Consider the following 25,535-nt stretch of genomic DNA (forward strand, 5'->3'; position numbering starts at 1 on the left):
AAAAATGGTTGTATGGTAAAAATGATACAAACCAGGTAAAAATAGAACAACATAAAATTTTGCAAATTCCTATACAAAAATTAAGTAAAAATAGAACAATGAAAAGAAAAAGTAGCCTATTAAAATTATAACCAATACTATGTATACTAAAGAAAATAAGAGTATTAGATTTAGGGAGAATTTATTATGGAAAAGAATTTTAGAATATACAGAAATACTTTTGATATGGATTACAATAAACATTTTGAAGGTGCTTTTTGTCAAGGTAATGGTTATCAATTTTTACGAGCTACATTTGAAGAAGGTATTGATGGAGAGGAACAAGGTGAAATCTACACAAGAGAATTCAAGAGCGTAACAACTGAAAAACAAAGATGTGCAATTACAAAATGGGGTACATATATTCCAACAATCATGGGAAATAATCCACAGCTTAATGAGGTTATAATTAATCTGCCATATTTTATGGATTTCAATTTGTTGGCTGATGGTGAAAAGCTATCTATGAACAGATGTGATATATCTGATTTCAGTATGGTACTTAATCTAAAAAATGGCTGTTTAACTAGAACTTTTACTTTTAATACTAAAAGTGGAAGTACTATAAAAGCTAAATACGAACGTTTTCCAAGTAAAAAGAACAAACATTTATTTGTACAAAAGATTACCTATAAAGCAGAAAACAGAGATGCCAACATTGAAATTACATCTGGTATTGATACAAATGTTACAACCAATGGATTTAATCATTTCATGGAAATAAGTACAACTACTAATGATGACAGTATCACTGTAGTCAGTAAAAGTGATATGGGTAATACTATTACTCAATCATCTTATCTCGCTTGTGATAAAGAACAGGTTAATATAATAGACAATAAATTCAATGTTCAGTATGACCTTAAGGAAAATGAAGAGATTACATTTATTAAAAAAAGCTTTTCTTTCACAGACATGGATAATGAAGAAATAGGCATAGAAGGCGAGTTAGTAAAAAGCTATGATGAGCTTTATAAAGAAAATAGTCAAGTCTGGGAAAAACTATGGGATAGAAGTGATGTTGTAATTGAAGGGAATGATCATGACCAGCTTGGAATTAGATTTTCTATATACCATCTATTGAGATGTAAAGAGGAAAGTGAATACCGCTCATCAATCTGTGCAAAAGGTTTTGCTGGTGAAGCATATTATGGACGATATTTTTGGGACAGTGAAATCTTTATGCTACCATTCTATATATACACCAATCCAAATATAGCAAAAAATCTCTTGATGTATCGTTATAATACGTTAGAAGGTGCAAAAGAAAATGCAAGGAGCTATAATTGCAAGGGTGCGAGATATCCTTGGCAATCTGCTACAACAGGAACAGAACAATGCTCATTATGGGAATATGCAGATAATGAGATTCATATAACAGCTGATATTGTATATGGAATTTGGCACTACTATAAGGCGACTGATGATATAGAGTTCATAAAGAACTATGGGGCAGAGATCATAGTAGAAACAGCGAGATTTTGGCTTGATAGAGTAGATGTAGATAAAGATGGAAATTATAATCTGTTCAATGTCATGGGTCCTGATGAATATACGGCATTCAACTGCAATAATACTTTTACCAATCGTCTAGTAAAATTTAATTTGGAAACTGCATGCTATGTAATTCAATTGTTAAATGAAACAGATAAGATTGCATATGTAAAGCTTTGTGATAAAGTTAAATTAGACAATAAAGAGCTATTAGAATTCAAGAAAGTCGCTGAAAAATTAATATTACCTGACTACGAAAAGGTTCAGTATATACCTCAAAGTGAAAACTTTGATAATTACGCTGATGTGGATATTGATAATCTTTGGAAAGATAGAAAAAATCCTTTTGGTATGTATATGACTCATGAAAAACTATATCGCTCAAAGGTTCTTAAACAGGCAGATTCTTTATCTCTTGCCATGTTATTTAAAACTGATTTCACAATAGAGCAGATCAAAAATACTTATGAACATTATGAACCAATTACTACCCATGACTCATCTTTATCACCTATAAATCATGCTATAGTAGCTGGATGGATAGGCAAAGAAGAACATGTTAACAAGTTTCTTCAATATTCATTAAGCTTAGATTTTGACAGTAATAGGAATGGTGCAAAAGATGGTATTCACATTGCCAATTGTGGTTGTATGTATCAATTCATAATCCATACTATAGCTGGTATTGATAATGCATTAATTAATGAAGATGAGATACCTATGTCAACCTCTTATACTATGCCGAAAGGTTGGGACAAGGTGTCTTTCAAGATTCTATGGAAAAATGTTTCATATTTTGTTACAGTTGATAAAAATGGTACAAAAATAACTAAGGGTATCTAGTGATATGATTATCCAATGATAAACTTGAATTAGTATAAAATTAAAATATGTATAGATAAACAAGATAAGTAAAGGTAGTAGGAAAAGATACCTTTACTTTTTTAATACCTATCAATAATTGTTTGGAGATTAATGAAATCTTTATAACAAAAATTTTGTCACATAACTTTATATAATTACTATATATGGTATAATTAGTAAGACCAAGGAGGAATGTTGATGGGGCACGAATTGAATAATAGTCAAAAGCAGGCAGTAACTCATAATGAAGGTCCTATGATGGTTTTAGCTGGACCTGGGTCTGGAAAGACTATGGTTATAACTCATAGAGTAATTAATCTGATAGAAGAATTAAAAGTAGATCCAAGCAATATTTTAGTAATTACATTTACAAAAGCTGCTGCGATCACTATGCAAAATAGATTTGAGAATTTATCTGATAGTAATAATAATAAAAAAGTTCTTTTTGGTACATTTCATTCTGTATTTTTTCGTATTCTAAAAAGCTATTATGACTTGAATGTAAGTCAGATAATAATGGAGAATAAAAAATTAGATGTATTCAAAGAAATTGTTAGACAGCTAAAAATTGAATATGAAGATGAAAACGAATTCATCAATCAGGTAACTACGGAAATATCTTTAATAAAGAATGAATTGATCAATGTTAAATATTATAATGCTGTATCTTGTTCTAACGAAGATTTCTACAAGATATATAGTCTCTATGAGGCTTATAAAAGAGAGAAGAGATCAATTGATTTTGATGATATGTTAATCAAATGCTATAACCTCTTAAGTAGAAATAGTAAAATATTAAGTTCTTGGCAATCAAGATTCAGGTACATACTTATAGACGAATTCCAGGACATAAATAGAGTACAATACGAGACAATAAAACTATTGGCTAAGCCAAATAATAATCTGTTTATTGTTGGGGACGACGATCAATCCATATACAGTTTCAGGGGAGCCAAACCAGAATTTTTATTAAACTTTCCTGAAGAATTTGCAGATACAAAGAAAATAATTCTTAATAATAATTATCGTTCCACTAAAAACATAGTAAAAGTAAGTAGAAGCGTAATAAAGAACAATCATAAGAGATACATCAAAAATATGATAACCAGTAATAATGACGGTAAACAGCCCAGTGTCATAGAAACAAAAGATATAGGGGATGAAGCAAAGACAGTCGCTGATAATATAATGGAACTTAGCAGAGATAAGAATATACCATTATCGGAGATTGCAATAATCTATAGAACCAATATTCAAGCTAGAGCGATAATTGATATGTTTCTTGATATGAATATACCCTTCATAGTAAGGGATAAAGCAGCTATCATATATGACCATTGGGTTGCAAAAGATATGATTTCATATATGAAACTTGCATTGGACATAAAAGACAAAGAGGCGTTAATAAGAATAATCAACAAACCAAAAAGATACATAAGTAAAGCTGTTCTTGAGATATCAAAAAAATATTCTGATAACATGTGGGAAGGACTGTATAAACATTCTCAGGAAAAAGAGTGGATGACTAACAGGCTGGACGAATTACAATATCAATTACAGGTAATCAAAAAGAATAGACCTTATGATATAATAAAATATATTAGGAAAGAAATAGGCTATGATGGTTATTTGGAGAACTACGCCACATACAGGAAAATAGGGATTGAAGGATTAACTGAAATCTTGAATGAAATTGGGGAAAGTACCAAGAATTTTGAAACGATAGATGAATGGTTCAATCATATTGAAGAATATAGACAGTTGATGGAGGAAAGCAATAATAATGTTTATAAAGACTCTGTCACATTGACAACCATGCATAGTTCCAAGGGATTGGAATTTGGTATTGTCTGGATTATCGGTGCTGTTGAAGGGCTGATACCTCACGAAAAATCCAATAGAGACAAAGATATAGAAGAGGAGAGAAGATTGTTCTATGTAGGTATGACAAGAGCCAAAGAACATCTATACATATCTTACATTAACAACAGATATGACGAACCAGCTGTCCAGTCAAGATTCTTGGATGAGATTTACGACTATTTTTCTACTAAAATTGAAGTTGGAAGTATTATAGACCATAAGAAATTCGGTAAAGGTATAGTTATAAATCTTAACAAAAAATCTGTCACAGTAGATTTTGCAAAGAAAGGAAAGATTAAATTAAATATAAAGTTTTGTATACAAAATAATCTAATAAAATGTTAATAAGTTTATAGGGTATAGATATTTATAATTTATTGATTGAGGTGTTTCTAATGGACGTAATAAGAGTGGTAAATATTTATAGTATTGTTACAAGCTTAGCATGGCTATTAATTTTTATTTGTATATATATGAAGATTGGTAGAAAAGATAAATATCTAGTTTATTATATTAAAGGAATAATTGTTTTCATCATATTTTTAGCTTTGGGTTTTGTTTTTGAAGAGTTAGCCATACAAGACCGTACTCTCATAGGGTTATTATTTCTGGATATTAGTTATATTCTGCTTATACTGAGCACAGAAGTATTTATAACTATAAAGGGAAGGAAAATATGGTTGTGGTTTTTTATATTTGTCATTGGGGTTATTATTGTTACTAAATTAATTCATAGAGATTTTTCGATTATTTTGAATATATATATAGGAGTCCTATTATCATATATAGGTTTTCGGCTACTTAGATCTAAAAAAATTCATAATCTTTTAATAGGAAGTTTTTTAATTCTATGGGGGATATTCAATCTTCTATGTCCTGTACTATATAAGATTTTTGATTTTGATATGACGTTATATGTAATTAACCGTATCTTTTTCATTTTTTCTGAAGCGTTATTTATAATTGCTTATATATATAAAATGAATATGGATTATAAATATGATAACGAAAATATAAAAAATATATTTAATGCCTCTTCTGTTGGACTTGAACTCTATAATGCAAAAGCTGAATTGATTATCATTAATCCCATATGCCTTGAAATGTTTGAGATAGAAAATCATGATACTGTAATAGGTTCTAATCTATTTGATAGATTCAATATAGCTAATCGTAGTTTAGAACAATTAAAGAGTGGTAAAGATGTAAGTTTTCGAGTAGAATTTGAACTTAATAACGATAATAAAGAAAATCTGATAAACAATAATATCAGGCAGAAAAAATTCTTAGAAGTTAAAATAAATATTCTAGGAACAAATAAATTACTACCAGAAGGTTACTTTGTTCAGATAGAAGATATATCAGAACAAATATATTCCTCCCATAAGCTGGAAAAAAGGATGAAGATAGCTGTCAGCAGTGCTAATCTATATGGATGGGATTGGGATATAAGCAACAACATTTTTTATATAGACCCTATGTTTGCTATATCATTAGGATATGATGGTGAAAAATTCAATGATAGGGGAACAGTTTTTTTTAATCTTATAAAAGAAGAGGATTTAGAAATTATCAATAAAGAGCTGCAAAAGCATTTTGAAAATATAGAGCAAGTTTTTATTTGTGAATGGAGAATTAAAGATGCTACTGGCAATTACAAATGGTACATGGGAACAGGTTCTGTAATAGAAAGAGATGAGGATGGTTTACCTTTCAGGATGGTAGGTATAAATCAGTGCATAGAAAGACGTAAACAATCTGAATTGGAGTTATATAATAGTGAAAAAAGGTATCGTTCATTATTTGAAACAATGGTTAATGGATATGCTAGACTGGAAATTCAATACGGTAATGATAATAATATCTGTGACTACAAATGTATAGAAACCAATAGTTCATTAAATGAAATATTAGCATTGGATGAAATTCAAGGTTTGAGAGTAAAAGATATTATTACACATGAAAAGTATTGGATAGCACTAATAAACGATATGCTCAAAAATAAAAAGAATCAAAGCAGGATAGAACAGTATTCTAGACGATTAGGTAAGATATTAGAAGTGATAATGCATAGATTCGGTAATAATCAGATTATACTAATAATAAGGGATGTAACTAATGAGAGAAATCTGGAAAACATGGTTAGACAGACTGAGAAACTATCAGCTATTGGTCAATTGGTTGGAGGTATTGCTCATGATTTCAATAATCAATTAATGGCTATTAGTGGTGCTGTATCTATTATCAAGACTAAGTATGCAGATAGAAAGGAATGCATAAAATACATAGATTATATTGAAAAATGTTCTAATAATTCTGCTTCGCTAGTTAATAGACTTCTAACATTCTCAAGAGAATCTGATTATAAGTTAATACCTATAGATTTACATAGTATCATTAACAGTGTAGTTGAAATATTAGAAAGAAGTATTGACAAAAGAATAAGGATAGAGACCTCTCTAGAAGCTGAAAATCATATGATATTAGGGGATGAAAGCCAGATTCAAAATACCCTGCTGAACATTGGGATTAATGCTAGAGATGCATTGATTAATGGTGGACAGCTTGTATTCAAAACTTATAATATCATGGAATGGGATTGTGATAAAATTGATGTTAAAGAACAAAAACCAGCTATAGTTACGATTGTTTCTGATACAGGAATTGGAATGAGTGAAGAGGTCAAGAAACATTTGTTTGAACCTTTTTATACTACCAAAGATATTGGTAAAGGAACGGGTATGGGCTTGGCTATGGCTTTTGGTGTAATTAAAAATCATGGAGGATGCATCAGCGTTAATTCTGTTATCAATGTTGGAACTGATTTCACTATAAAATTGCCAATATTGGATGAGGAAGAGTATACACCTGTAGATGAAGAGGAAAGATTGATTAAGGGTGTAGAGAAGATTTTGGTTGTTGATGATGAGGAGATAATAAGGGATTTATTACAGGAAATGATTGAGATGTTAGGTTATGAGGTAATTACTTTTGGTGATGGTTTTGAAGCTCTTAGGTATTATAAGAAGCACGTAAGTGATATTAATTTGGTTTTATTGGATATTGTTATGCCTAATATTAGTGGAGAAGAGTTGGTGAATGAATTTTATGGTATTAATGAGAATGTTAGAGTAGGATTTTTATCTGGATTTGGGTTTGAAAAGATGGATAAGAGGATAACTGATAGGATTGTTGGGTTTATTAATAAGCCGATTAATATTGAGGAGTTGTCGTTGAAGATTAGGGAGATGTTGGATTGCTTGAGCTGATTTAAAGGAAGGGCAACAAGCTGTAAAGGTCGTTTTTATCACTATATAGGGTATGCTGATTGTAGTGGCGATCTTTAGTTGTTATATAATATAAGATTGAGTGAATAATAAAAATGGATTATGTGAGAGGTTGAGTCTCGCATAATCCATTATAATTTTTACCATACTGTTGTGTCGTATTGGGTTAATATTCTTTTTGTTATCAATCTTGATAATAGGTAGCATTGTATAGGTGCTAGGATGATTATTAGTAGTACGTTGTTTATCATGTAAAGTAGAGCTAATAGTGCTACTGTTATGATAACAGCTAATAGTGTTGATGGTAAGTGTTTATTAGCAAGTATAAAAGAATATTTAAATAGTTTCTTTATACCCAATTTTGATGTAGACATAAGAGGGAATATATATAAAGTTATAAATAATAATTCAATAGTCAAGCTAAAATAAACTGGCAATAACCAAGGTATGTCAAGGACACCTTTAGTAATAGAAGTTATGTTGAAAAACATTAGTGTGTATAGTGCAGCTAGTATTAACCATACTAGTGTGGATTTAAGGAATTTGTTTTTGAGTGCTTTGAAGAATGTTTTGTACACGTATCCTTCGTCTTTTACCAGGTTATAATATACACTTGTGTATAGAGCGGTTGTTACAGCACCTATAGTTACTCCGAAACCTAGTAAAGAAATAAATGTCCACAAAAGACCTAATACCATAATATCAAAAACTAGACTTCCAATTCTTTGAAACGGTCCATCAATATTAAAAAAGTTCATTATGTATCCCTCGCTTAGTATATTTTTAAAATTATTAACTCTATAATTATCATTATTGGACCAACAAGACGTAAGTTGTAATACTTGTTGTTAGTATAAAGTTATTATCAATAATATTATCATATGTATTGATGTAATTTCAATGTGTAAAATCATGTAACTTTGGAAGTTTTTTTGTTTAATTTGTACATAATATTAGTATGATTGTTAATAATGATAGATATTTGGGTATTAGGTAAATATATTTGGTTAATCTACTTAAATTCTGGGAGCCAATCTCCGTGGGCTTCAATTAAATCATCACACATATTCTTGATATCATCAATAGATAATTCACTAGAAGTATGTGGGTCAAGCATGGCTGCGTAATAGATGTAGTCTTTTTTTCTAGTAAGTGCAGCTTCTACTGTCAATTGATGTACACCTATATTGGTTTTGTTAAGTGCTGCAAGCTGCATTGGTAGTTCTCCTACATGGCAAGGGATAACTCCGGAGCTATTAACAAGGCAAGGTACTTCGACTACACAGTCGGATGGCAGGTTAGGGATTAAACCGGTATTCATGACATTACCACCAATAGTATAAGGAACATTGGTTTCCATTGCTTCCATTATGTATGAACCATATTCATTGGAACGTTTATGGCTAAGAGTATTGTCTTTTGTTAGTTCATCCCTTTGTTTTTCCCAGTTGGCTATTTGCTCGACACACCTTCTTGGGTATTCATCTAGCGGGATATTATATTTTTCTATAAAATGAGGATATTTGTCTTTAATGAAGTATGGCATATATTCTGCATTATGTTCACTTGATTCTGTTACGTAGTATCCAAATTGTTTCATGATTTCTAGACGAACCATGTTATCATGAGGTGTTTCTAGAGCAGCAGCCAACTTCTTGATTTCAGGGTAAAGGTCAACACCATTACTAGTAATTTCTAATAACCATGCCATATGATTGATACCTGCTATTTTCCATTGAAGATTTTCTTTTTCCATACCAAGGTCTTTTAATAAATGAGGGACGCAGGCTTGAACACTGTGGCATAATCCAACTGTTTTGACATCTGTCGCTCTTGACATGGCTAATGTCAGGATTGACATTGGATTAGTATAATTGAGAAGCCATGCTTTTGGGCATACTTCTGCCATGTCCTCTGCAAAATCCAACATTACAGGTATTGTTCTAAGTCCTCTGAATATACCACCTATACCAAGGGTATCTCCTATAGTTTGACGAAGACCATATTTTTTTGGAATCTCGAAATCAGTTACTGTACAAGGTTTGTATCCTCCAACCTGTATGGCATTAACCACATAATTGGCATCTCTAAGAGCTTCTTTTCTGTTTTTATAACTTACAATTTCAGCTCTGTCATCATTAATATTCTTATTTAAAGTCTTTAACATGGTTTCTGATTCAGCTAATCTTTTTTCATCAATATCATATAGAGCTATATGGGAATCTCTCAAAGCTTCTGACAGCATACAATCTCCTAATACATTTTTAGCGAATACAGTACTTCCCGCACCTAGAAAAGTTATTTTTGGCATAATAAAACCTCCTATATAATTTATAATAATAATATAGCTGGTTTAAATCATATATTCTATGGTATAATGTTTTTATAACATGGTGAAATGTTGTATAGTTGATTAAACATAATAATTCAGAAGAGGTAAAAGATTATGCAATATGATTATGAAGCATATAGTACGGATTTAATATTCTATCATAGTGGAGCAGAGGTGTGTAAGCCTAGTCACTCATACGGACCAGCTATTAGAGATCATTACCTTATACATTTTATAATTAATGGCAAAGGTATATATAAGGTTGGTGACAAGATCTATGAGTTAAGTAAGGGTAATGCTTTTCTGATATGTCCAAATGTTATAACATACTACAAAGCTGATAAAGAAAAACCTTGGTCGTATATGTGGGTTGGATTCAATGGACAAAAAGCAAAAGATTATCTACAAAAAGCTAATTTGGATAATAAGAATCTAATATTCAACTTTAAAAATGATAGCATTCAAGAGATACTTAAGCAATTGAATAACTGCAACCAATTGAGTGTATGTAAGGATTTCAATCTATTAGGATATCTATACTTGCTGTTAGGCAAGATGATAGAAGAAAGTCTCAACATAGATAATGAAAAGGAAATCAAAAACAACTATGTGGAAGAAGCTATCATATATATAAAAGCTAATTATTCGAGAAACATAACTATTATAGATATTGCAAAATATCTTTCTCTTAACAGAAGTTATTTATATATTCTATTTCAACAGCAGTTACGTACATCACCACAACAATACCTGATTGAGTATAGAATAAATAAAGCTTGCGAGTTAATGGAATCAACAAGGCTGACTATTTCACAAATATCTAGATCGGTAGGATATAATGATCCTCTTATGTTTTCTAAAATATTTAAAAAATATAAAGGACTATCACCAAAATATTACAGAAATTCCATACAAATAAGTGAAAAAAAATAGAATCTTAAAAAATATTAAAGATTTACTGTTAAGTATTAATAAGTAGTTGCCGATATATCATAAGGAGTTTTTTAATTTAATTTTGTACAAATATTGATTTTAATGTAGAAAAAGTTATATAATATGGTTAAAAATAGTAAACGATGGGGTGGATTAATTTGTTCAGTAATGTGATATATTCTAACGAATACTTGGAGTTAATAGAAGAAGAGGAACAATATTATGTGAGAGTTTTCGAAAAGGGATATAACTTGAATGATTTTAATAATATCATGTTACAATATCCCCGTATTAATCTTACCTGCTTTTCTGCTCTTACTTCTGCAATTGCATTGGCATCTGGTAAAATAATAAAAATCGGCATAAAAAAACCATTAGTAGAGCTATCAGTAAGTAAAGATAGGTTAAAAGGTTATGTAACACTCAATATGACAACCGAAGAATTCGATAGTAGGGATAAATCTGAATTGGTTGAGATAGTCATGCAAGCTATACAGCATTCCAATATAGTATATGGTATCGATGTACATGATATAGTTAATATCATTCAGCCATTGAAAAAAATTCAGATAGCTGAGGGAGTGCTTCCAACAAGAGGTAATGATGCAGAAATAAAATTATATAAAATTGAAGAAGTAAGACCACAAATGGTCGAAAATGAAGCTGTTAACCATTATGAACTTAATTTGATAAATAAAGTAGAAAAAGGTACTTGGCTTGGTGAAAGGATAGAACCAAAAGAAGGGGTTCCAGGTAAAACAGTATGGGGAGAAATAATACCAGCTCAACCAGGTAGACAAGTTAACCTAGAATATGATAAGAAAACAGTAACAGAGAGATACGATGCCAAACAAGATAAAACAATTCTATATGCCAAACGAACAGGTGCGGTCATATATCAAAATAACATCATAGGTGTATGTAATTGTTTAGAAATAGATGGTAATGTTTCATTCAAAACAGGTAATATTGATTTTGATGGATTTGTTGATATCAAGAATTCCATAGAGGATAATTTTATCGTTAAAGCAGACCATGACATCCAAGTAATGGGAGATATGGGTGTAGGTAGTGTTGATACTATAGAAAGTAGAGATGGCAGTATCTACATTAGAGGTGGAATTGCAGGCAAGAACAAAGCTAAGATTATTTGTAATGGAGATTTGTATACCAAATTCGCATCAGAATGCACTATCGTATGTGATGGAACAGTAAATATCGGTTCCTATGCAATTAACTGCAATATAAAAGCAAAAGAAGTTAAACTTGAATCCTATAAAAGCAGAATCATAGGCGGAAACATTGAAGCTAGCATAAAGGTTCAAGCTGGTGAAATAGGTAATAGAACTGAATCCTATACCAAAATAACTGTAACAGGCTTTGAGAGAAATAAGATAAAGGAAGAATACGACACAATTATCTTGACAATCAAAAAAGTAAAAGAAAAGATATCACTATTGAAACAAAAGCTATCAATCTATTCAGCTGCTAACTTAAGCGATTCCCAAAAGGCTGATTTTGATAAACTGAATGATGAATTTGAGTATTATAGGGATAGTTTGAAAAAATTATATAACAAGCAGAAAAAATATGTTTCTTACTTGCATGCAAAAGGTGAAGGAGAAGTAAAAGTAACTAATTGCCTATATCCTAATGTATCAATAAGTATAAAATCATGCAATACTCACTGTAGCAAATTTTTGAATACACCAACAACATTCTATGTATTAAATAAAGAACTTATCAAGGCATAAATTAGACGTGCCTTTATATTGATCAGGAAGAAGGTACCCAAATATGGCTTACGAACAAATGCTGTATAATATCCTTGAGCACCATAGGAAAAATGAAGATATAAGTAAAAAGGTATATAGATATACAGGCTTAATACATGCTATTGAATTTTTTTCTCAGAAATTTAATTTAGACCACATAGAAAAATACATTTTTGAATTTACTAATGAACTATTATTACCTAATCAAATAGCTGTATTTATCAGAAAAAACCATGAATACAAGCTGATGCAGGTTAATGGATACGACAAAGAGCAATATACTATTAAATATAATGAATCTTTTGATGAGATAATTAAATATAACAGCGGATTACTAAGACAAAATAATCTGAAGACATATTTTTCAAAAGACATATTTAGTGATTTTGAGTGCAATTTTATTATGCCACTAATTATGGATTGTGAATTATATGGATTTATATTTGTTAATAGAAATAATGAAGAGTTTTTAGAGGATGATGAGATTATTGCTAATGCTCTGATGAACCTGTTCTCTACATCATTGTCTAACTATAAATATTTCAAAGAATTAGAGAATGTGAGTAAACAGCTGAATGAAAAATTATTCAGCCTATTTGCGATTAATCATTCATCAAAGGCTTTATTAAGTAGCTTGGATCTAGGTGCTTTATACAGATTGTCCATTAGTGCTTTTGCAGAACTTACACAAAGTAGTTTCACTACTTTTTTCTTATATGATTCTATTAGCAATAGTTATAAATTAATGAGTTTGAAGGATGTATATAACTCAAGTTCAGTTATGTTCATCAATCTATATCCTACTAAATCAATAAAAGATACTAAGATCAGGATTCTAACTGATATGAGTAATGAATCACAGCGAAATCAGTTTTATGACTTATTTGAAGACTCACGAGAGATATTGAAAGATGTTAAAATCAGTTATGTGGTATCGCTGTTGAAGAAAAACAGATTGGTTGGATTTGTTACATTAGGACCAAAAGTCAATGGTAACCAATATGAAAATAGTGTATTTGAATTAATTGAAAGCTTGGCTTCATCTACCTATATAGCAATAAACAACGCCAAGAATTTTCAGAAGACCAATATGCAGAAGGAAATCATCAATAATAAATTAACTAGATTGGTAAAACTGAATGAGTTAATGAAGAATATTAATATAGCTGGTAATATGGAGCAACTGATAGATCTGACTTTAAGTACTCTCAGCGTCTTTTTCGGAGTCACAAGTGGCTTCATAGGATTATATGATAATGATAAAGACGGAATTAATATTACCAGGTCAATAAATATAGACGGTAATTTAACACATATACCCTTACAAGACGAGCTGTTGCCTCTAAAATTAGGGGAAAAGATAATATTGAATAGTGAAGCTGATGTAGAAAATACATTTGCTCCTGAAATAGTTGAATGCTTTAATGATACATATAGTGGAGCCTTATTCGTGCCAATATTTGTCGATGAGAATGAGTTGAAACTTTTGGGTGTTATTGGTATACTAGCTATTAAGGATAAGATTTTAGGAGACGAAGAGAATATTATTACTTTAGAATCTATCGCTAATCATATCGCACCTATCATGTATCAGTTTATATCACTCAGTAAGATAATAGATCAGTATAGACCTGACTATCAAGCAGTGTTTTTAAATGATTTGAAACAAGATGTGATTGAAGCAGAAGAGTTCTATCTAGAATTAAAGATTATACATATAGAAGTTGGTGTAAATTTTACATTCACAAGAATAAACACTGATAAATTACGAAAACAGTTTGAAAAAGTATATCCCGTAGATAACATGAATATTTTTGTTATTAGTTTTGATAAAGAACCTGTAAATGATATTATAAGTATACTTGGTGAGAATATTAGTTGTAAACAATATGACTATGGTAAGGATTTTAACTCGTTTGAAGAATTTGTTTCAATTTATTCATAATGTATAGGTATAAACCGCCCATATCCTAAAATACTTTACATAAACATGATACGAAAGAGAGAAATTATGAAAAAATATCATATAGACAATTTTATCATTTTAGGGAAAAAATATTATGAAGAAGATAATTTACTAAAAGCATTATATTATTTTAATAAAGCTTATGATTATGGTAAAAATAATGATACCGAGTTATTATTAGATATTGCTATCATATATGATGAGTTAGATGACTATGATAATGCACTAAGAGTATACAAGGAAGTTCTAGCCAATGACGATTCAGAGGCAAGAGCATACTATGGTATTGCAATCCTACATGACCATAAGGATAATTTTGAAGAAGCAATACCCTATTATAAAAAAGCTATAGAATGTGATCCATATTATTCAAAAGCCTATTTTTTTCTTGCTTATGCGTATGATTATTTAGGTGAAGTAGAAAAAGCAATTGAGAATTACAATAATGTGCTAGAAATTAATCCATATGATTTTTGGGCATGCATTAACTTAGGTTCTATCTATGAGCAGAGAGATGAAATCGACAAAGCTCTCAAATTAATGAAAAAAGCTCTGGATATTGATAACAGGCATTACATGGTATTATTCAACATGGGTGTACTCATGTCCAAACAAAATAAAATTAATCAGGCTAAAAAATATTACGAACAAGCTATAAAGTATAATAAGAACTATCCATACTCTTACTTGAATCTGGGTGTTCTCCATAGAGATGAAGAAGAATACAGGGAAGCAATCGTAGTATTCACTGATGGAATTAATAATAATGAAGATTCAGTTTTCCTATACTATAATAGAGCTTGTTGTTATATGAAATTAGAGCTAATTGATAATGCTGAAAAAGATATACTGGATGTACTTAGGCTACATCCTAAGATGGCAGAATATGTTCAAAATGATAGAGACTTACAAAGTCTCATCAATTATTCTGCGTCCATAAGATGTATGTTAGAAAAAAGCGACGCTATTGTTTGAAAAAGTTTATTTACTTAAGGAGTGATTTTAATGACAGAAATATATGATTTGATAATAATAGGATCTGGTCCTGCAGGTATGGCTGCAGCCATCTATGCTCAGAGAGCAATGTTAAAAACTATGGTACTAGAAAAAGATGTTCCAGGCGGTCAAGTAATCAACACCTACGAAGTTGATAACTATCCAGGAATCCCAGATATTACAGGATTCGAGCTAAGTACTAAAATGAGAGAACATGCTGAAAAATTAGGCATAGAAATAAAATCAGAAGAGGTAGTCGATCTCTTGCTAGACCAAACAGTAAAAGTAGTCAAGACAACTGGCAGCGAATACCAATCAAAAGCTATAATCATGGCTACTGGTGCTAGATGGAAAAAACTAGGTGTAAAAGGTGAAAAAGAACTTACCGGAAGAGGTGTATCCTATTGCGCTACTTGCGATGGTGCTTTCTTCAGAAACATGGAAGTTGCCGTAGTAGGCGGTGGAGATGTAGCTGTAGAAGACGCAATCTTTCTAGCTAGAATGTGTAAAAAAGTATACCTCATACACAGAAGAGACGAACTAAGAGCAGTAAAAATATTACAAGACAGTTTACTGAAACATGACGAAGATAAAATAAAAATACTATGGAACACAGAACTAAAAGAAGTAATCGGCAAAGACCAAGTAGAAAAAATTTCAATTATCAACAATAAAACAAAAGAAGAATCCATCCTAGACATTGATGGCCTATTCATTGGAATCGGTACAGACCCTAACTCACAACTTATCCAAGACAAAGTAAAATGTGACGAAAAAGGCTATGTATTAACCGATGACTCTTGCCAAACAAGTGTAAAAGGTGTATACGCCGCCGGAGACATTAGACAAAAAACCCTAAGACAAATTATCACAGCCGCAGCCGACGGAGCCACATCCGTTTACGCCGCCGAAAGATACATCCTAGAAAATTTCTAAAAATAATGTTAACTCTGTAATAGATTAAAAAATATATTCGCTATAGTTATGCTCTTTACAACTTAAGCGTGGTAAGATTAATAAATAAACCATATACAGTGATATAACGACCTTTTACGGCTTGTTGCCATACCTCTAAACCAGATAAAAGCAACAAACGTAATGAGAGTGATATCACTGTATATGGTTTTACTATAACTACCGTTGTCCATTTTTAAAATATGATAGCATAAAGGGGACTGCAATAAACAGTCCCCTTATACCATTATGTATTGTGTTACCACTTACATAATATAAAGAATATTTTTTATGAAAAAGCAAGGCTTTAAGCTATTTAATAACTCTAGAGGCACCTATATAAGGTAAAAGTCTTGAATCACCTAAAGTATTAATGATAATTCCAGTTTTTCTGTTGTTTGCATGGATAACCTGATTATTACCAATATATAAAGCTACATGGGATATTCTGTTTCTATATCCAAAGAATACAAGGTCGCCAGGTAATAAATCATTTTTTGACACTCTATACCCGTTATTAATTTGTGATCTGGAAGTTCTACTTATACTTATACCAAATTTTTTCATTACTTGTTGTGTGAAACCAGAACAATCCACACCTTTTGTTAAACTATTGCCACCCCATACATAAGGGTTGCCTAAAAATTGTTTTGCATAACTAACTACTTGTTGTCTTAAGCTTGAAGAATCTGTAATGGTCTTCTCATCAGAAATAACTACATAATCTTTATATATATAACCAGTAGACCCGTTTGGTATCTTAATAGAAACCCATTCCTCTGATTCGCTTAATACTTCAAAAGTATTATTGCGATAGACTTTACCTATCTTTTTAGAACTGATAGATGGTTGTTGTCTAACATTAAGTATATTTGTGTTTACAGTAGCAACTTTTTTTGATGCCTTTTCTGTAGTATCTTGTGATGTGGATAAGGATTTTGAATCTGAAGATTTAGTTTCAGATAAACTATTTTTATACATATATCCTTTACCCTTTGTTGTACTAACATAGAACCAATCTCCAGTTTGGTATTCTATGCTGACTAGTTGTCCTTTATCAATAGTTGCTAACACATTACCTAATAGATTTGGTGAGTTTCTAAGTTCAGCTTTAGTTGTTACAACTTTTGAATTGCTGGAATTCTCAATGTTAACGTAATTGCTATGTACATATGCATTGCTTAACAAATCAAGATCAATTTTAAACCAGTTATCACTTGTAGAAATGATTTCCAGTTTTTCACCCAAATGAACATGATCAACTATAGAACTGGTGGTACTAGGGCCACTTCTAACGTTAAGATTCTTTACATTAACAACACCTATGGTAGCAGCGTTAACGTTAAGTGTTAAAACTAATCCTCCTAATATACCTAGAGTAACTTGCTTGATACCTCGCCTTTTCATAATTAAACCTCCTAATGCTACTGTTATTATTTGTAAATACTAAGGAAAAATATTCTAAAAAAATAGTTGTTACAAAAATGTTAACTAATTATTACATGATTATTATAACCTTAATTAAGAATAAATGCAATAGTTTGCTTTGATTACCAGTAATTTCCTTAAAAAGCATTGAATTCAAGCATAAATACTAATAAAATGATAAGCATAGAATTAATAATTAATTAACAAATATTTAATAAATATGAAAGGGCAAAAAAAGAGCTGCTTATAAAAGTCAGCTCAAGTTATTATTATTTAGTACCGAATATTCTATCGCCTGCGTCACCTAAACCAGGAGTAATGTATCCAATATCATTTAATTTTTCATCAATAGCAGTAGTAAAAATTTGAACATCTGGATGATGAGCACATACTTCTTCAATTCCAGGTTTAGAAGTTACAAGACACATAATCTTAATATTTTTAACACCATAAGATTTTAATAGGCTTACAGCAGCAACAATTGAACCACCAGTAGCAAGCATTGGCTCTGTAATAATTACTGTTCTTTGTTCAATATCTTTTGGAAGTTTACAATAATATTCTACAGGTTGAAGAGTTTCTTCATTTCTATATAAACCAATATGCCCCACTTTTGCAGTAGGTAATAAACTTAACATACCATCTACCATACCAAGACCAGCTCTAAGAATAGGAACAATAGCAAGTGTTTTTCCACTTATTACATTTGAAGTAGTTTTGCAAATAGGTGTTTCAATAGTAGTTTCCTTTAAAGGTAAATTACGTGTAACTTCATAACCCATTAACATTGCAATTTCTTTGACAAGTTCTCTAAAATCTTTAGATCCAGTGTTCTTATCACGTAATAATGTAAGTTTATGTTGAAGCAACGGATGATCTAATAATTTTACATTTTCGTTCATACGGATAATTCCTCCCTTATAATATTAAAAAATAGAACGAGCGTTAATAAGATATATTATTTATTATAAATTTCACTTATTAATTTGCATACAATTTTTATATTAATATATCTACTTATGTTTGTCAATTAAATCTTATAAAATATAAAAAAATAATCATTAACCTGTTTTATTTTAATGTTATTTTATGGTATAATTAGAAATTGAAAAATATATAAAGTTAAGTTATTGATCATATGTGAAAAAGGAGAGAACTACTATGGAAGAAAGAAGAAAATATAAGCGTTTACCCATAAAATTAGAACTTGAAATTAATTCTCTTTTTAAACAGAATAATGACATAATAAAACTTGATAATAAGACAATAGAGGTTATAGATATCTCTAAAAACGGTATTGGAATATTGTGCAGAGATGAATTACCTCTCAACTATTATTTCAACGCAAAAATAGAATTCGATGAAAAAAGATACTTTTACTGTGTACTCAAAATAATAAGAAGTAATAAATGTGGAGATAAATATTGCTTAGGCTGTGAATTCGTAGGACTTGCTGAATTCTTGGCAGATAAAGTTGATGAATATGAGAAAATATTAAATGAAAAATAATAAAGGAAAGTGACCTTATATTTAGGGTAACAGTGGCTATGTATAGTCGCTTTCTTATTATGTAATAAAAATTATAAGGGTTATATCTATGTTTTTTGTAATAAAAGGGGTGAAAATAATATGAACGAAGTGGATAAAGCAATAAAAATAGATAGGTACTATGTTAATTCAAAAGCATTAAATGAAACCTACGACCAAATTTATATGTATACAGATGTTTTCATTACATATATGGGTTCAACAATACAACCTGTAAAAATTGAATTATGGATGATTGATAATGAGAACGAGAACTTGGTTGCTGACATCAGATGTGTTTTAACAGCAAAAAACATATCCAAGGTAACATTGGAAAATGAGTTGGATGGTATCAGCACATGGTCATCTGATTTACCAAAATGCTATAGCTTCAAAATAGTTGTAAAAAATGAAAAGGATGAAGAGTTATGCCAGAAAAAATTTGAACATGGTTTTAGATTCATTGAGATAAATAATGATATGATTCATATAAATGGTAAGCAAGTAACTCTTAATGGAGTTGTCTATAAAAATTATGAACAAGATGATATAGAGGCAATGCAGAGAAAATACATTGAAGATATAAGTATCATGAAGAGCAATAACATAAATACGGTAATTACATATGATTATAACAATGCAGAAGTTTTCTATGATATGTGCAATAAATATGGATTATATGTAATTAATAAACCTATGAATGAACAAGAACATGAAGAAGAGATATTATTTAATGAAGAAGAAACCAAGAATATAATATACAAATATATTAATTATTCATGTGTAATTGTATGGAATATAGACGCCAGAGTCAATGTACCAATAAATCTATATAAGAAGATAATGTTATTAGACAACACTAGACCAATATACTATGAGGGAAATGCAACAGGTCTTAAGAATTATAATCCAGTAACTTTCACTTATAACTTCATAAAAGAAGATGAAAAAATGGATAGCGAATCCAAGGAACATCCTATTGCAGGAAGATTCTTATGTGATTATATAATGATTAGAGATGAAGAAACAGAAGAACTAACCCAAAAAGGTATAGTCTATAATGATAGACATCTAACACCATATGCATCTGAACTTAAAAAGAAATACGAAATGATAAATATATATCCAAAAGATATCATCAAAGGAATTTTCAGCATCAAAAATTGCTGTGATCCATCTTCCCTGAAAGATTACGATTTCACATGGGAGATTCTAGAGGATGGTATTGTAATAAAAAGTGGTGAATTGACAGATATAGATATACCTATCAATAAAAGAAAAGATATACACATTGACTATAATATGATGGATATTCTTGAAAATGCTTGGTACCACATCAATATCAATATGTCTACAAAAACAGAATCATGGTGGGCAGAAAAAGGGTATAATGTGGCGTGGGCACAATACAGAATACCATATAAAGCACCTAAAAAAAGAAAAATAAAATCATCAAAAAAAGCTAGATTAAGAGATAGAAAGTTGAAAGTCGAAGTGATTGGCGATAATTTTGAAATAATTGTGGACAAATTGAAAGGTAACATCCGTTCAATAGAATTTGATAGACAAGAATATGTCCTGTCGCCAGTAAAAGTATATATTGAAAATGGGTCTAGCAGATTAGAGATGTCAAAAGTGAAAGATGTAAAAGTCACTAGCACCGATGAAGGAAGCTATGAAATTGACATCATAAGGAAATGCCCACAGATAAAAGGGAATATCAAGACTACTTATATAATAGAACCCGATGGTAGAATAAACATAATTAATAAAATTCGTTCTAGCAATAAATCCATAAAAGTAGGAATGACGTTGGAGATACCAGCTGAGTATAATGATTTTTCATGGCTGGGTAAAGGACCAAATGATACATACCCTGATATTAATAGTGGGACTAAAGTAGGTTTATATTATTACAATCTGAATAATTCTATAAAAAGTGGCAATAAATCAGATGTAAGATGGGCTGCACTTACAGATAGTGACGGTGAAGGATTATTAGTTGAAAGCTGCAAAGACATACTTCTCAATATCTATCCACGTGTACATAGTTCATATTCTATAAACCAAGAAGAAAATAATGACAAACCAATAATATTGGATGTAAGTTGTACCAGTAAAGCAAAGTACAATATATTTGATACTAGTTCTACAGGTGAAGATATATACGCATTCAGTATAAAACGGGTTATATAAATAATTATAAGGATGTGAATTATTTCATGAAACCTAATCCTAAGAAAAATAAGTCACAAGGGGTATTGATAAAATATTTTAAACTATATAAATTCCATTTTTTAGTAGGATTCCTTTCCTTACTTACAGTTGATTTGTTTCAATTGCAGATACCTGTAATAACAGGGAATATAACTGACGGATTACAGAGTGGTAATTATGAATTCAGTAATTTATTGAATCAAGTTCTTACCCTATTATTGATAGGTCTTTTGATAGCTTGTTTTAGATTTATATGGAGATACTTCATTTTTGGAACATCAAGAAAGATTGAATATGGTCTTAGAAATGATTTCTTTGGTCATTTGGAAAAGCTGTCACTAAGGTTTTTTAATGAACATAAGACAGGGGATCTGATGGCACATGCCACCAATGATTTGAATGCAATCAGAATGATGGTAGGTCCAGGTGTCTTAATGTCTTTGGATGCTATTACATTATGTGTATTAGTAATCTATCAGATGATTACTAAGATAAGTCTTAACTTGACATTGGTAGCTATAATACCTTTGCCCCTAATAGCTATTGGAGGTATTTTCTTCGGAAGAGCAATAAGAGCTAGGTTCAAAGATAAACAGGAAGCTTTTGCTCATATGTCAGAAATGGTACAAGAAAACATATCAGGAGTACAGGTAGTAAAAGCTTTTGTCCAAGAAACCAAAGAAATAAAAGCATTCAATGAAACCAATAAAAATAATTATGATAAAAATATGCGTGTTATAAAATTATTTGCAATAATGAATCCATTAGCTATGTTAGTCACAGGTCTTAGTATAGCCATTGTTCTAGGCTATGGAGGATATATGACAATGCTTGGCAACATAACTCTTGGAGATTTTGTGGCGTTTACACAATATCTGCTTATGTTAGTATGGCCAATGATTGCTTTTGGCTGGTGTATTAACATTATGTCTCACGGCTTAGCGTCATTATCTAGATTTCAAAATATATTAGATGAAAAACCAGAAATTATTGATGAAGAAACAGTTAAACAGATAGACTCTATCAAAGGTGATATTGTCATTGATAACCTTACATTCAATTATCCCGGCTCAGGGCTTAAGGAACTTGATAATATATCAGTCACTGTTAACAAAGGTGAAACTTTGGGTATTGTTGGTAGGACTGGAAGCGGTAAAACTACTTTGGTGAATATGCTTCTTAGAATGTATAACCCGCCGAGAGGAACGATTTTTATTGATGATGTGGATATTATGGATATACCGTTGAAAGTTTTACGTCATTCCATTGGATATGTTCCACAAGATAATTTCTTGTTTTCAGATACAATATCAAGGAATATAGCTTTTGGAGTAATAGAGACTAGTGATGAATATATAGAATGTGCAGCTAAAAATGCCAATGTACATGATAATATAATAGAATTCTCCAATAAATATGCTACTGTTGTAGGTGAAAGAGGGGTTACCCTATCAGGTGGACAGAAACAACGTATATCTATAGCAAGAGCATTAATAAAAGACCCTGCAATCATGATTCTAGATGATTCTGTATCTGCTGTTGATACTAATACAGAAGAACAGATTCTTAATCATATCAAGGAAGAAAGAAAAGATAAAACAACAATAATAATAGCCCATAGAATCTCAACAATACAGAACTCAGATAAGATTATTGTCATTGATGAGGGTAAAATCATTGAGTCAGGAACTCATGATAGTCTAGTAGAACAAAAAGGGCTTTACTATAATATGGTTGAGAAACAACAACTGGAAAAAGAGTTGGAGAAGGAATAGGAGGTTAGTTTATGCATGATTATGAAGATGTAGATATGAAAAAAGGTTATGATAAACAACTTCTTAGACGTCTTTTTTCATATGCCAGACCATATCTAGGATTAATTATCATTTCTTTAGTGCTGCTTATAGGTGTAGTAGGTGCAGAGCTTGCTAAACCAGTACTTGTAGGTAATGCTGTTGATGATATAATAACAAAATACGATACTATGTATTCCACTGTCAGTAAAGATACAAAAGGTGCTGTTAAGATAAAAGATAACTATTATATAGGAGATGAAAAGAACAAATATCCTAGTGCTGAAAAAGCAAGAATCATATATGATGAAACTTATGATAACCCATATTTCTTAGTATCAGGAATTGATAGTGCACAAATCAATAAATTAGATAAAGTAAAAAAAGTAATACTAAAGGATGGAAAATACTTCATTGAATATGATAATATAGAAAAAGAAGTAACCCTATTAACTAATAATGAAATTAAGCTGCTTAGGCAGGACCATATCAATGGTCTTTTAAGAATAACTATCATTTTTATTGTAGTACTGATATTTGGATTGTTGATTAGTTATTTCCAGACCATTCTACTAAACTATACAGGACAAAAAATTATTTATAATATTAGAAATGATGTATTTACTCATATACAAGGATTATCCATAAAATTCTTCAATAATAATCCTGTAGGAAAATTAGTGACAAGGGTTACCAATGACACAGAGACACTAAATGAAATGTATACTAGTGTTATAGTAAATTCAGTTAAAAGTGTACTTATGCTGTCTGGTATATCCATTATGATGTTTATATTGGAATGGAGACTTACATTAGCTATATTTTTAGTTATACCACTTTTAATAATAGCAACTTTACTGTTTAGGCATCATTCCAGAAAAGCTTATCGTGAAGTGAGAACTAAAGTAGCAGCTATCAATACATTTTTATCTGAACACATTTCAGGTATGAGGATTGTTCAGATATTCTCACAAGAGAAAAGAAAAATGGATGAATTCAGTGAAGCCAATGAAGAATTGAAAAAGGCTAATTTGAAGCAATTAATAGTGTTTGGTATATATAGACCTTCAATGTATTTTATTTATGTCATAGGGCTATCAATTGTACTGATCTTTGGTGGAAATATGGTACTGGAAGGTACTATGTCCATTGGAACCTTGATTATTTTCATTCAATATATATCTAACTTCTTTGATCCTATACAACAATTAGCAGAGCAGTTCAACATTTTACAATCTGCTATGGCTTCATCAGAAAAAATCTTTACCTTATTAGATGAAGACTCTAAAATAGAGAATAATGAAAATGCTGTCAAGCTAGATAAGTTAAAAGGTGAGATAGAATTCAGGAATGTATGGTTTGCTTATAACGATGAGGAATGGGTCTTGAAAGATGTATCATTCAAAGTTAGTCCTGGTGAGACAGTTGCTTTTGTAGGTGCCACTGGAGCAGGAAAAACATCAATCTTGAACTTGATAAGCAGATATTATGATATACAAAAAGGAGATATACTCATTGATGGTCATAATGTAAAAGATATCGATTTGAATAATCTTAGATCAAGTGTAGGACAGATGCTTCAAGATGTATTTCTATTCACTGGTAACGTTAATAGTAACGTAAGACTAAGAAATGATGAAATCACCGATAAGCAGATAAAAGAAGCTTCTAAGTATGTTAATGCCGATAAATTCATTCAGAAGTTACCTGATAAATATAGTGAAAAAGTTTATGAAAGAGGTGCTACTTTTTCATCTGGACAGAGGCAATTACTTTCATTTGCTAGAACTCTGGCTTTTGACCCATCTATTCTTATATTGGATGAAGCAACTGCCAATATAGATACAGAGACAGAGCTCTTGATTCAAGATGCATTATATAAACTGATGCAAGGAAGAACAACTCTTGTAGTAGCACATAGATTATCAACAGTGCAACATGCAGATAAGATTATTGTCCTACACAAAGGAAGAGTCAGAGAAATCGGTAATCACCAAGAATTATTGGCAAGAAAAGGCATATATCACAATTTATATGAATTGCAATATCAAGAGGTTAATTAGTATA

Annotated in this window: 16 protein-coding genes; 12 read left to right on the forward strand and 4 right to left on the reverse strand. The window is 30.6% G+C overall.

Going from position 1 to position 25,535, the window contains the following annotated elements; genetic code table 11:
- The first annotated feature begins 186 nt into the window (after positions 1–186).
- The 3 genes from HYG85_RS14660 to HYG85_RS14670 all read left to right on the forward strand — a co-directional run bounded on the left by HYG85_RS14660 (position 187) and on the right by HYG85_RS14670 (position 7,529).
- On the forward strand, positions 187–2,376 hold the full coding sequence (locus HYG85_RS14660; RefSeq protein ID WP_212690296.1) for a glycoside hydrolase family 65 protein: 2,190 nt from the start codon (positions 187–189) through the stop codon (positions 2,374–2,376).
- 219 nt (positions 2,377–2,595) lie between these two features.
- A complete protein-coding gene (locus HYG85_RS14665; RefSeq protein WP_212690297.1) occupies positions 2,596–4,605 on the forward strand; it encodes an ATP-dependent helicase in 2,010 nt (669 codons plus the stop codon).
- Positions 4,606–4,655: 50 nt separating this feature from the next.
- Positions 4,656–7,529: a hybrid sensor histidine kinase/response regulator gene (locus tag HYG85_RS14670; protein ID WP_212690298.1), complete on the forward strand. Its 2,874-nt coding sequence runs from the start codon at positions 4,656–4,658 to the stop codon at positions 7,527–7,529.
- Positions 7,530–7,687: 158 nt separating this feature from the next.
- On the opposite strand, the gene HYG85_RS14675 is transcribed toward HYG85_RS14670, so the two are convergent.
- Together HYG85_RS14675 and melA are read right to left on the reverse strand one after the other, a co-directional pair.
- The gene (locus HYG85_RS14675; RefSeq protein WP_113673584.1) at positions 7,688–8,305 is read right to left on the reverse strand and encodes a DUF624 domain-containing protein; all 618 of its coding nucleotides are present in this window, start codon (positions 8,303–8,305) and stop codon (positions 7,688–7,690) included.
- Positions 8,306–8,559: 254 nt separating this feature from the next.
- Positions 8,560–9,858, reverse strand: coding sequence for an alpha-glucosidase/alpha-galactosidase (gene melA, locus HYG85_RS14680; RefSeq protein ID WP_212690299.1), 1,299 nt, complete (start codon positions 9,856–9,858; stop codon positions 8,560–8,562).
- Positions 9,859–9,993: 135 nt separating this feature from the next.
- Here melA and HYG85_RS14685 point away from each other — a divergent pair, with 135 nt between their 5' ends.
- The 5 genes from HYG85_RS14685 to trxB all read left to right on the forward strand — a co-directional run bounded on the left by HYG85_RS14685 (position 9,994) and on the right by trxB (position 16,485).
- Positions 9,994–10,812, forward strand: a complete 819-nt coding sequence (locus HYG85_RS14685) for an AraC family transcriptional regulator (RefSeq protein WP_212690300.1) — start codon at positions 9,994–9,996, stop codon at positions 10,810–10,812.
- Positions 10,813–10,970: 158 nt separating this feature from the next.
- Positions 10,971–12,566, forward strand: coding sequence for a DUF342 domain-containing protein (locus tag HYG85_RS14690; protein ID WP_212690301.1), 1,596 nt, complete (start codon positions 10,971–10,973; stop codon positions 12,564–12,566).
- A 43-nt stretch (positions 12,567–12,609) separates the two neighbouring features.
- The gene (locus tag HYG85_RS14695) at positions 12,610–14,532 is read left to right on the forward strand and encodes a GAF domain-containing protein (protein ID WP_212690302.1); all 1,923 of its coding nucleotides are present in this window, start codon (positions 12,610–12,612) and stop codon (positions 14,530–14,532) included.
- Positions 14,533–14,598: 66 nt separating this feature from the next.
- Positions 14,599–15,528: a tetratricopeptide repeat protein gene (locus HYG85_RS14700; protein WP_212690303.1), complete on the forward strand. Its 930-nt coding sequence runs from the start codon at positions 14,599–14,601 to the stop codon at positions 15,526–15,528.
- Positions 15,529–15,558: 30 nt separating this feature from the next.
- Positions 15,559–16,485, forward strand: a complete 927-nt coding sequence (gene trxB, locus HYG85_RS14705; protein WP_212690304.1) for a thioredoxin-disulfide reductase — start codon at positions 15,559–15,561, stop codon at positions 16,483–16,485.
- A gap of 330 nt (positions 16,486–16,815) precedes the next feature.
- Here the strand turns inward: trxB and HYG85_RS14710 are convergent, their stop codons facing one another.
- Both HYG85_RS14710 and upp read right to left on the reverse strand, forming a co-directional pair.
- Entirely contained in the window at positions 16,816–17,910 is a 1,095-nt protein-coding gene (locus HYG85_RS14710; protein ID WP_212690305.1) for a C40 family peptidase, read from the reverse strand.
- Between the two features lie 290 nt (positions 17,911–18,200).
- Positions 18,201–18,833, reverse strand: a complete 633-nt coding sequence (upp, locus tag HYG85_RS14715; protein WP_113673593.1) for a uracil phosphoribosyltransferase — start codon at positions 18,831–18,833, stop codon at positions 18,201–18,203.
- 259 nt (positions 18,834–19,092) lie between these two features.
- On the opposite strand from upp, the gene HYG85_RS14720 reads away from it, so the two are divergent.
- The 4 genes from HYG85_RS14720 (at position 19,093) to HYG85_RS14735 (ending at position 25,531) form a co-directional block, all read left to right on the forward strand.
- Positions 19,093–19,440: a PilZ domain-containing protein gene (locus tag HYG85_RS14720; RefSeq protein ID WP_113673594.1), complete on the forward strand. Its 348-nt coding sequence runs from the start codon at positions 19,093–19,095 to the stop codon at positions 19,438–19,440.
- A gap of 120 nt (positions 19,441–19,560) precedes the next feature.
- A complete protein-coding gene (locus tag HYG85_RS14725; RefSeq protein WP_212690306.1) occupies positions 19,561–21,654 on the forward strand; it encodes a beta-galactosidase small subunit-related protein in 2,094 nt (697 codons plus the stop codon).
- A 26-nt stretch (positions 21,655–21,680) separates the two neighbouring features.
- Positions 21,681–23,450 carry an ABC transporter ATP-binding protein gene (locus tag HYG85_RS14730; protein ID WP_212690307.1) on the forward strand — a complete coding sequence of 590 codons (1,770 nt, stop codon included), beginning with the start codon at positions 21,681–21,683 and terminating at the stop codon, positions 23,448–23,450.
- Between the two features lie 11 nt (positions 23,451–23,461).
- Positions 23,462–25,531 (forward strand): ABC transporter ATP-binding protein, encoded by a 2,070-nt coding sequence (locus HYG85_RS14735; protein ID WP_212690308.1) that lies wholly within the window; start codon positions 23,462–23,464, stop codon positions 25,529–25,531.
- Positions 25,532–25,535: the final 4 nt, after the last annotated feature.

It is taken from the genome of Vallitalea guaymasensis, from assembly GCF_018141425.1.
GTDB classification, from domain to species: domain Bacteria; phylum Bacillota; class Clostridia; order Lachnospirales; family Vallitaleaceae; genus Vallitalea; species Vallitalea guaymasensis.

Coding starts and splice junctions, on each gene's coding strand:
- HYG85_RS14660 (WP_212690296.1), top strand. CDS start 187: ATGGAAAAGAATTTTAGAATATACAGAAATACTTTTGATATGGATTAC.
- HYG85_RS14665 (WP_212690297.1), top strand. CDS start 2,596: ATGGGGCACGAATTGAATAATAGTCAAAAGCAGGCAGTAACTCATAAT.
- HYG85_RS14670 (WP_212690298.1), top strand. CDS start 4,656: ATGGACGTAATAAGAGTGGTAAATATTTATAGTATTGTTACAAGCTTA.
- HYG85_RS14675 (WP_113673584.1), bottom strand. CDS start 8,305: ATGAACTTTTTTAATATTGATGGACCGTTTCAAAGAATTGGAAGTCTA.
- melA (WP_212690299.1), bottom strand. CDS start 9,858: ATGCCAAAAATAACTTTTCTAGGTGCGGGAAGTACTGTATTCGCTAAA.
- HYG85_RS14685 (WP_212690300.1), top strand. CDS start 9,994: ATGCAATATGATTATGAAGCATATAGTACGGATTTAATATTCTATCAT.
- HYG85_RS14695 (WP_212690302.1), top strand. CDS start 12,610: ATGGCTTACGAACAAATGCTGTATAATATCCTTGAGCACCATAGGAAA.
- HYG85_RS14700 (WP_212690303.1), top strand. CDS start 14,599: ATGAAAAAATATCATATAGACAATTTTATCATTTTAGGGAAAAAATAT.
- trxB (WP_212690304.1), top strand. CDS start 15,559: ATGACAGAAATATATGATTTGATAATAATAGGATCTGGTCCTGCAGGT.
- HYG85_RS14710 (WP_212690305.1), bottom strand. CDS start 17,910: ATGAAAAGGCGAGGTATCAAGCAAGTTACTCTAGGTATATTAGGAGGA.
- upp (WP_113673593.1), bottom strand. CDS start 18,833: ATGAACGAAAATGTAAAATTATTAGATCATCCGTTGCTTCAACATAAA.
- HYG85_RS14720 (WP_113673594.1), top strand. CDS start 19,093: ATGGAAGAAAGAAGAAAATATAAGCGTTTACCCATAAAATTAGAACTT.
- HYG85_RS14725 (WP_212690306.1), top strand. CDS start 19,561: ATGAACGAAGTGGATAAAGCAATAAAAATAGATAGGTACTATGTTAAT.
- HYG85_RS14730 (WP_212690307.1), top strand. CDS start 21,681: ATGAAACCTAATCCTAAGAAAAATAAGTCACAAGGGGTATTGATAAAA.
- HYG85_RS14735 (WP_212690308.1), top strand. CDS start 23,462: ATGCATGATTATGAAGATGTAGATATGAAAAAAGGTTATGATAAACAA.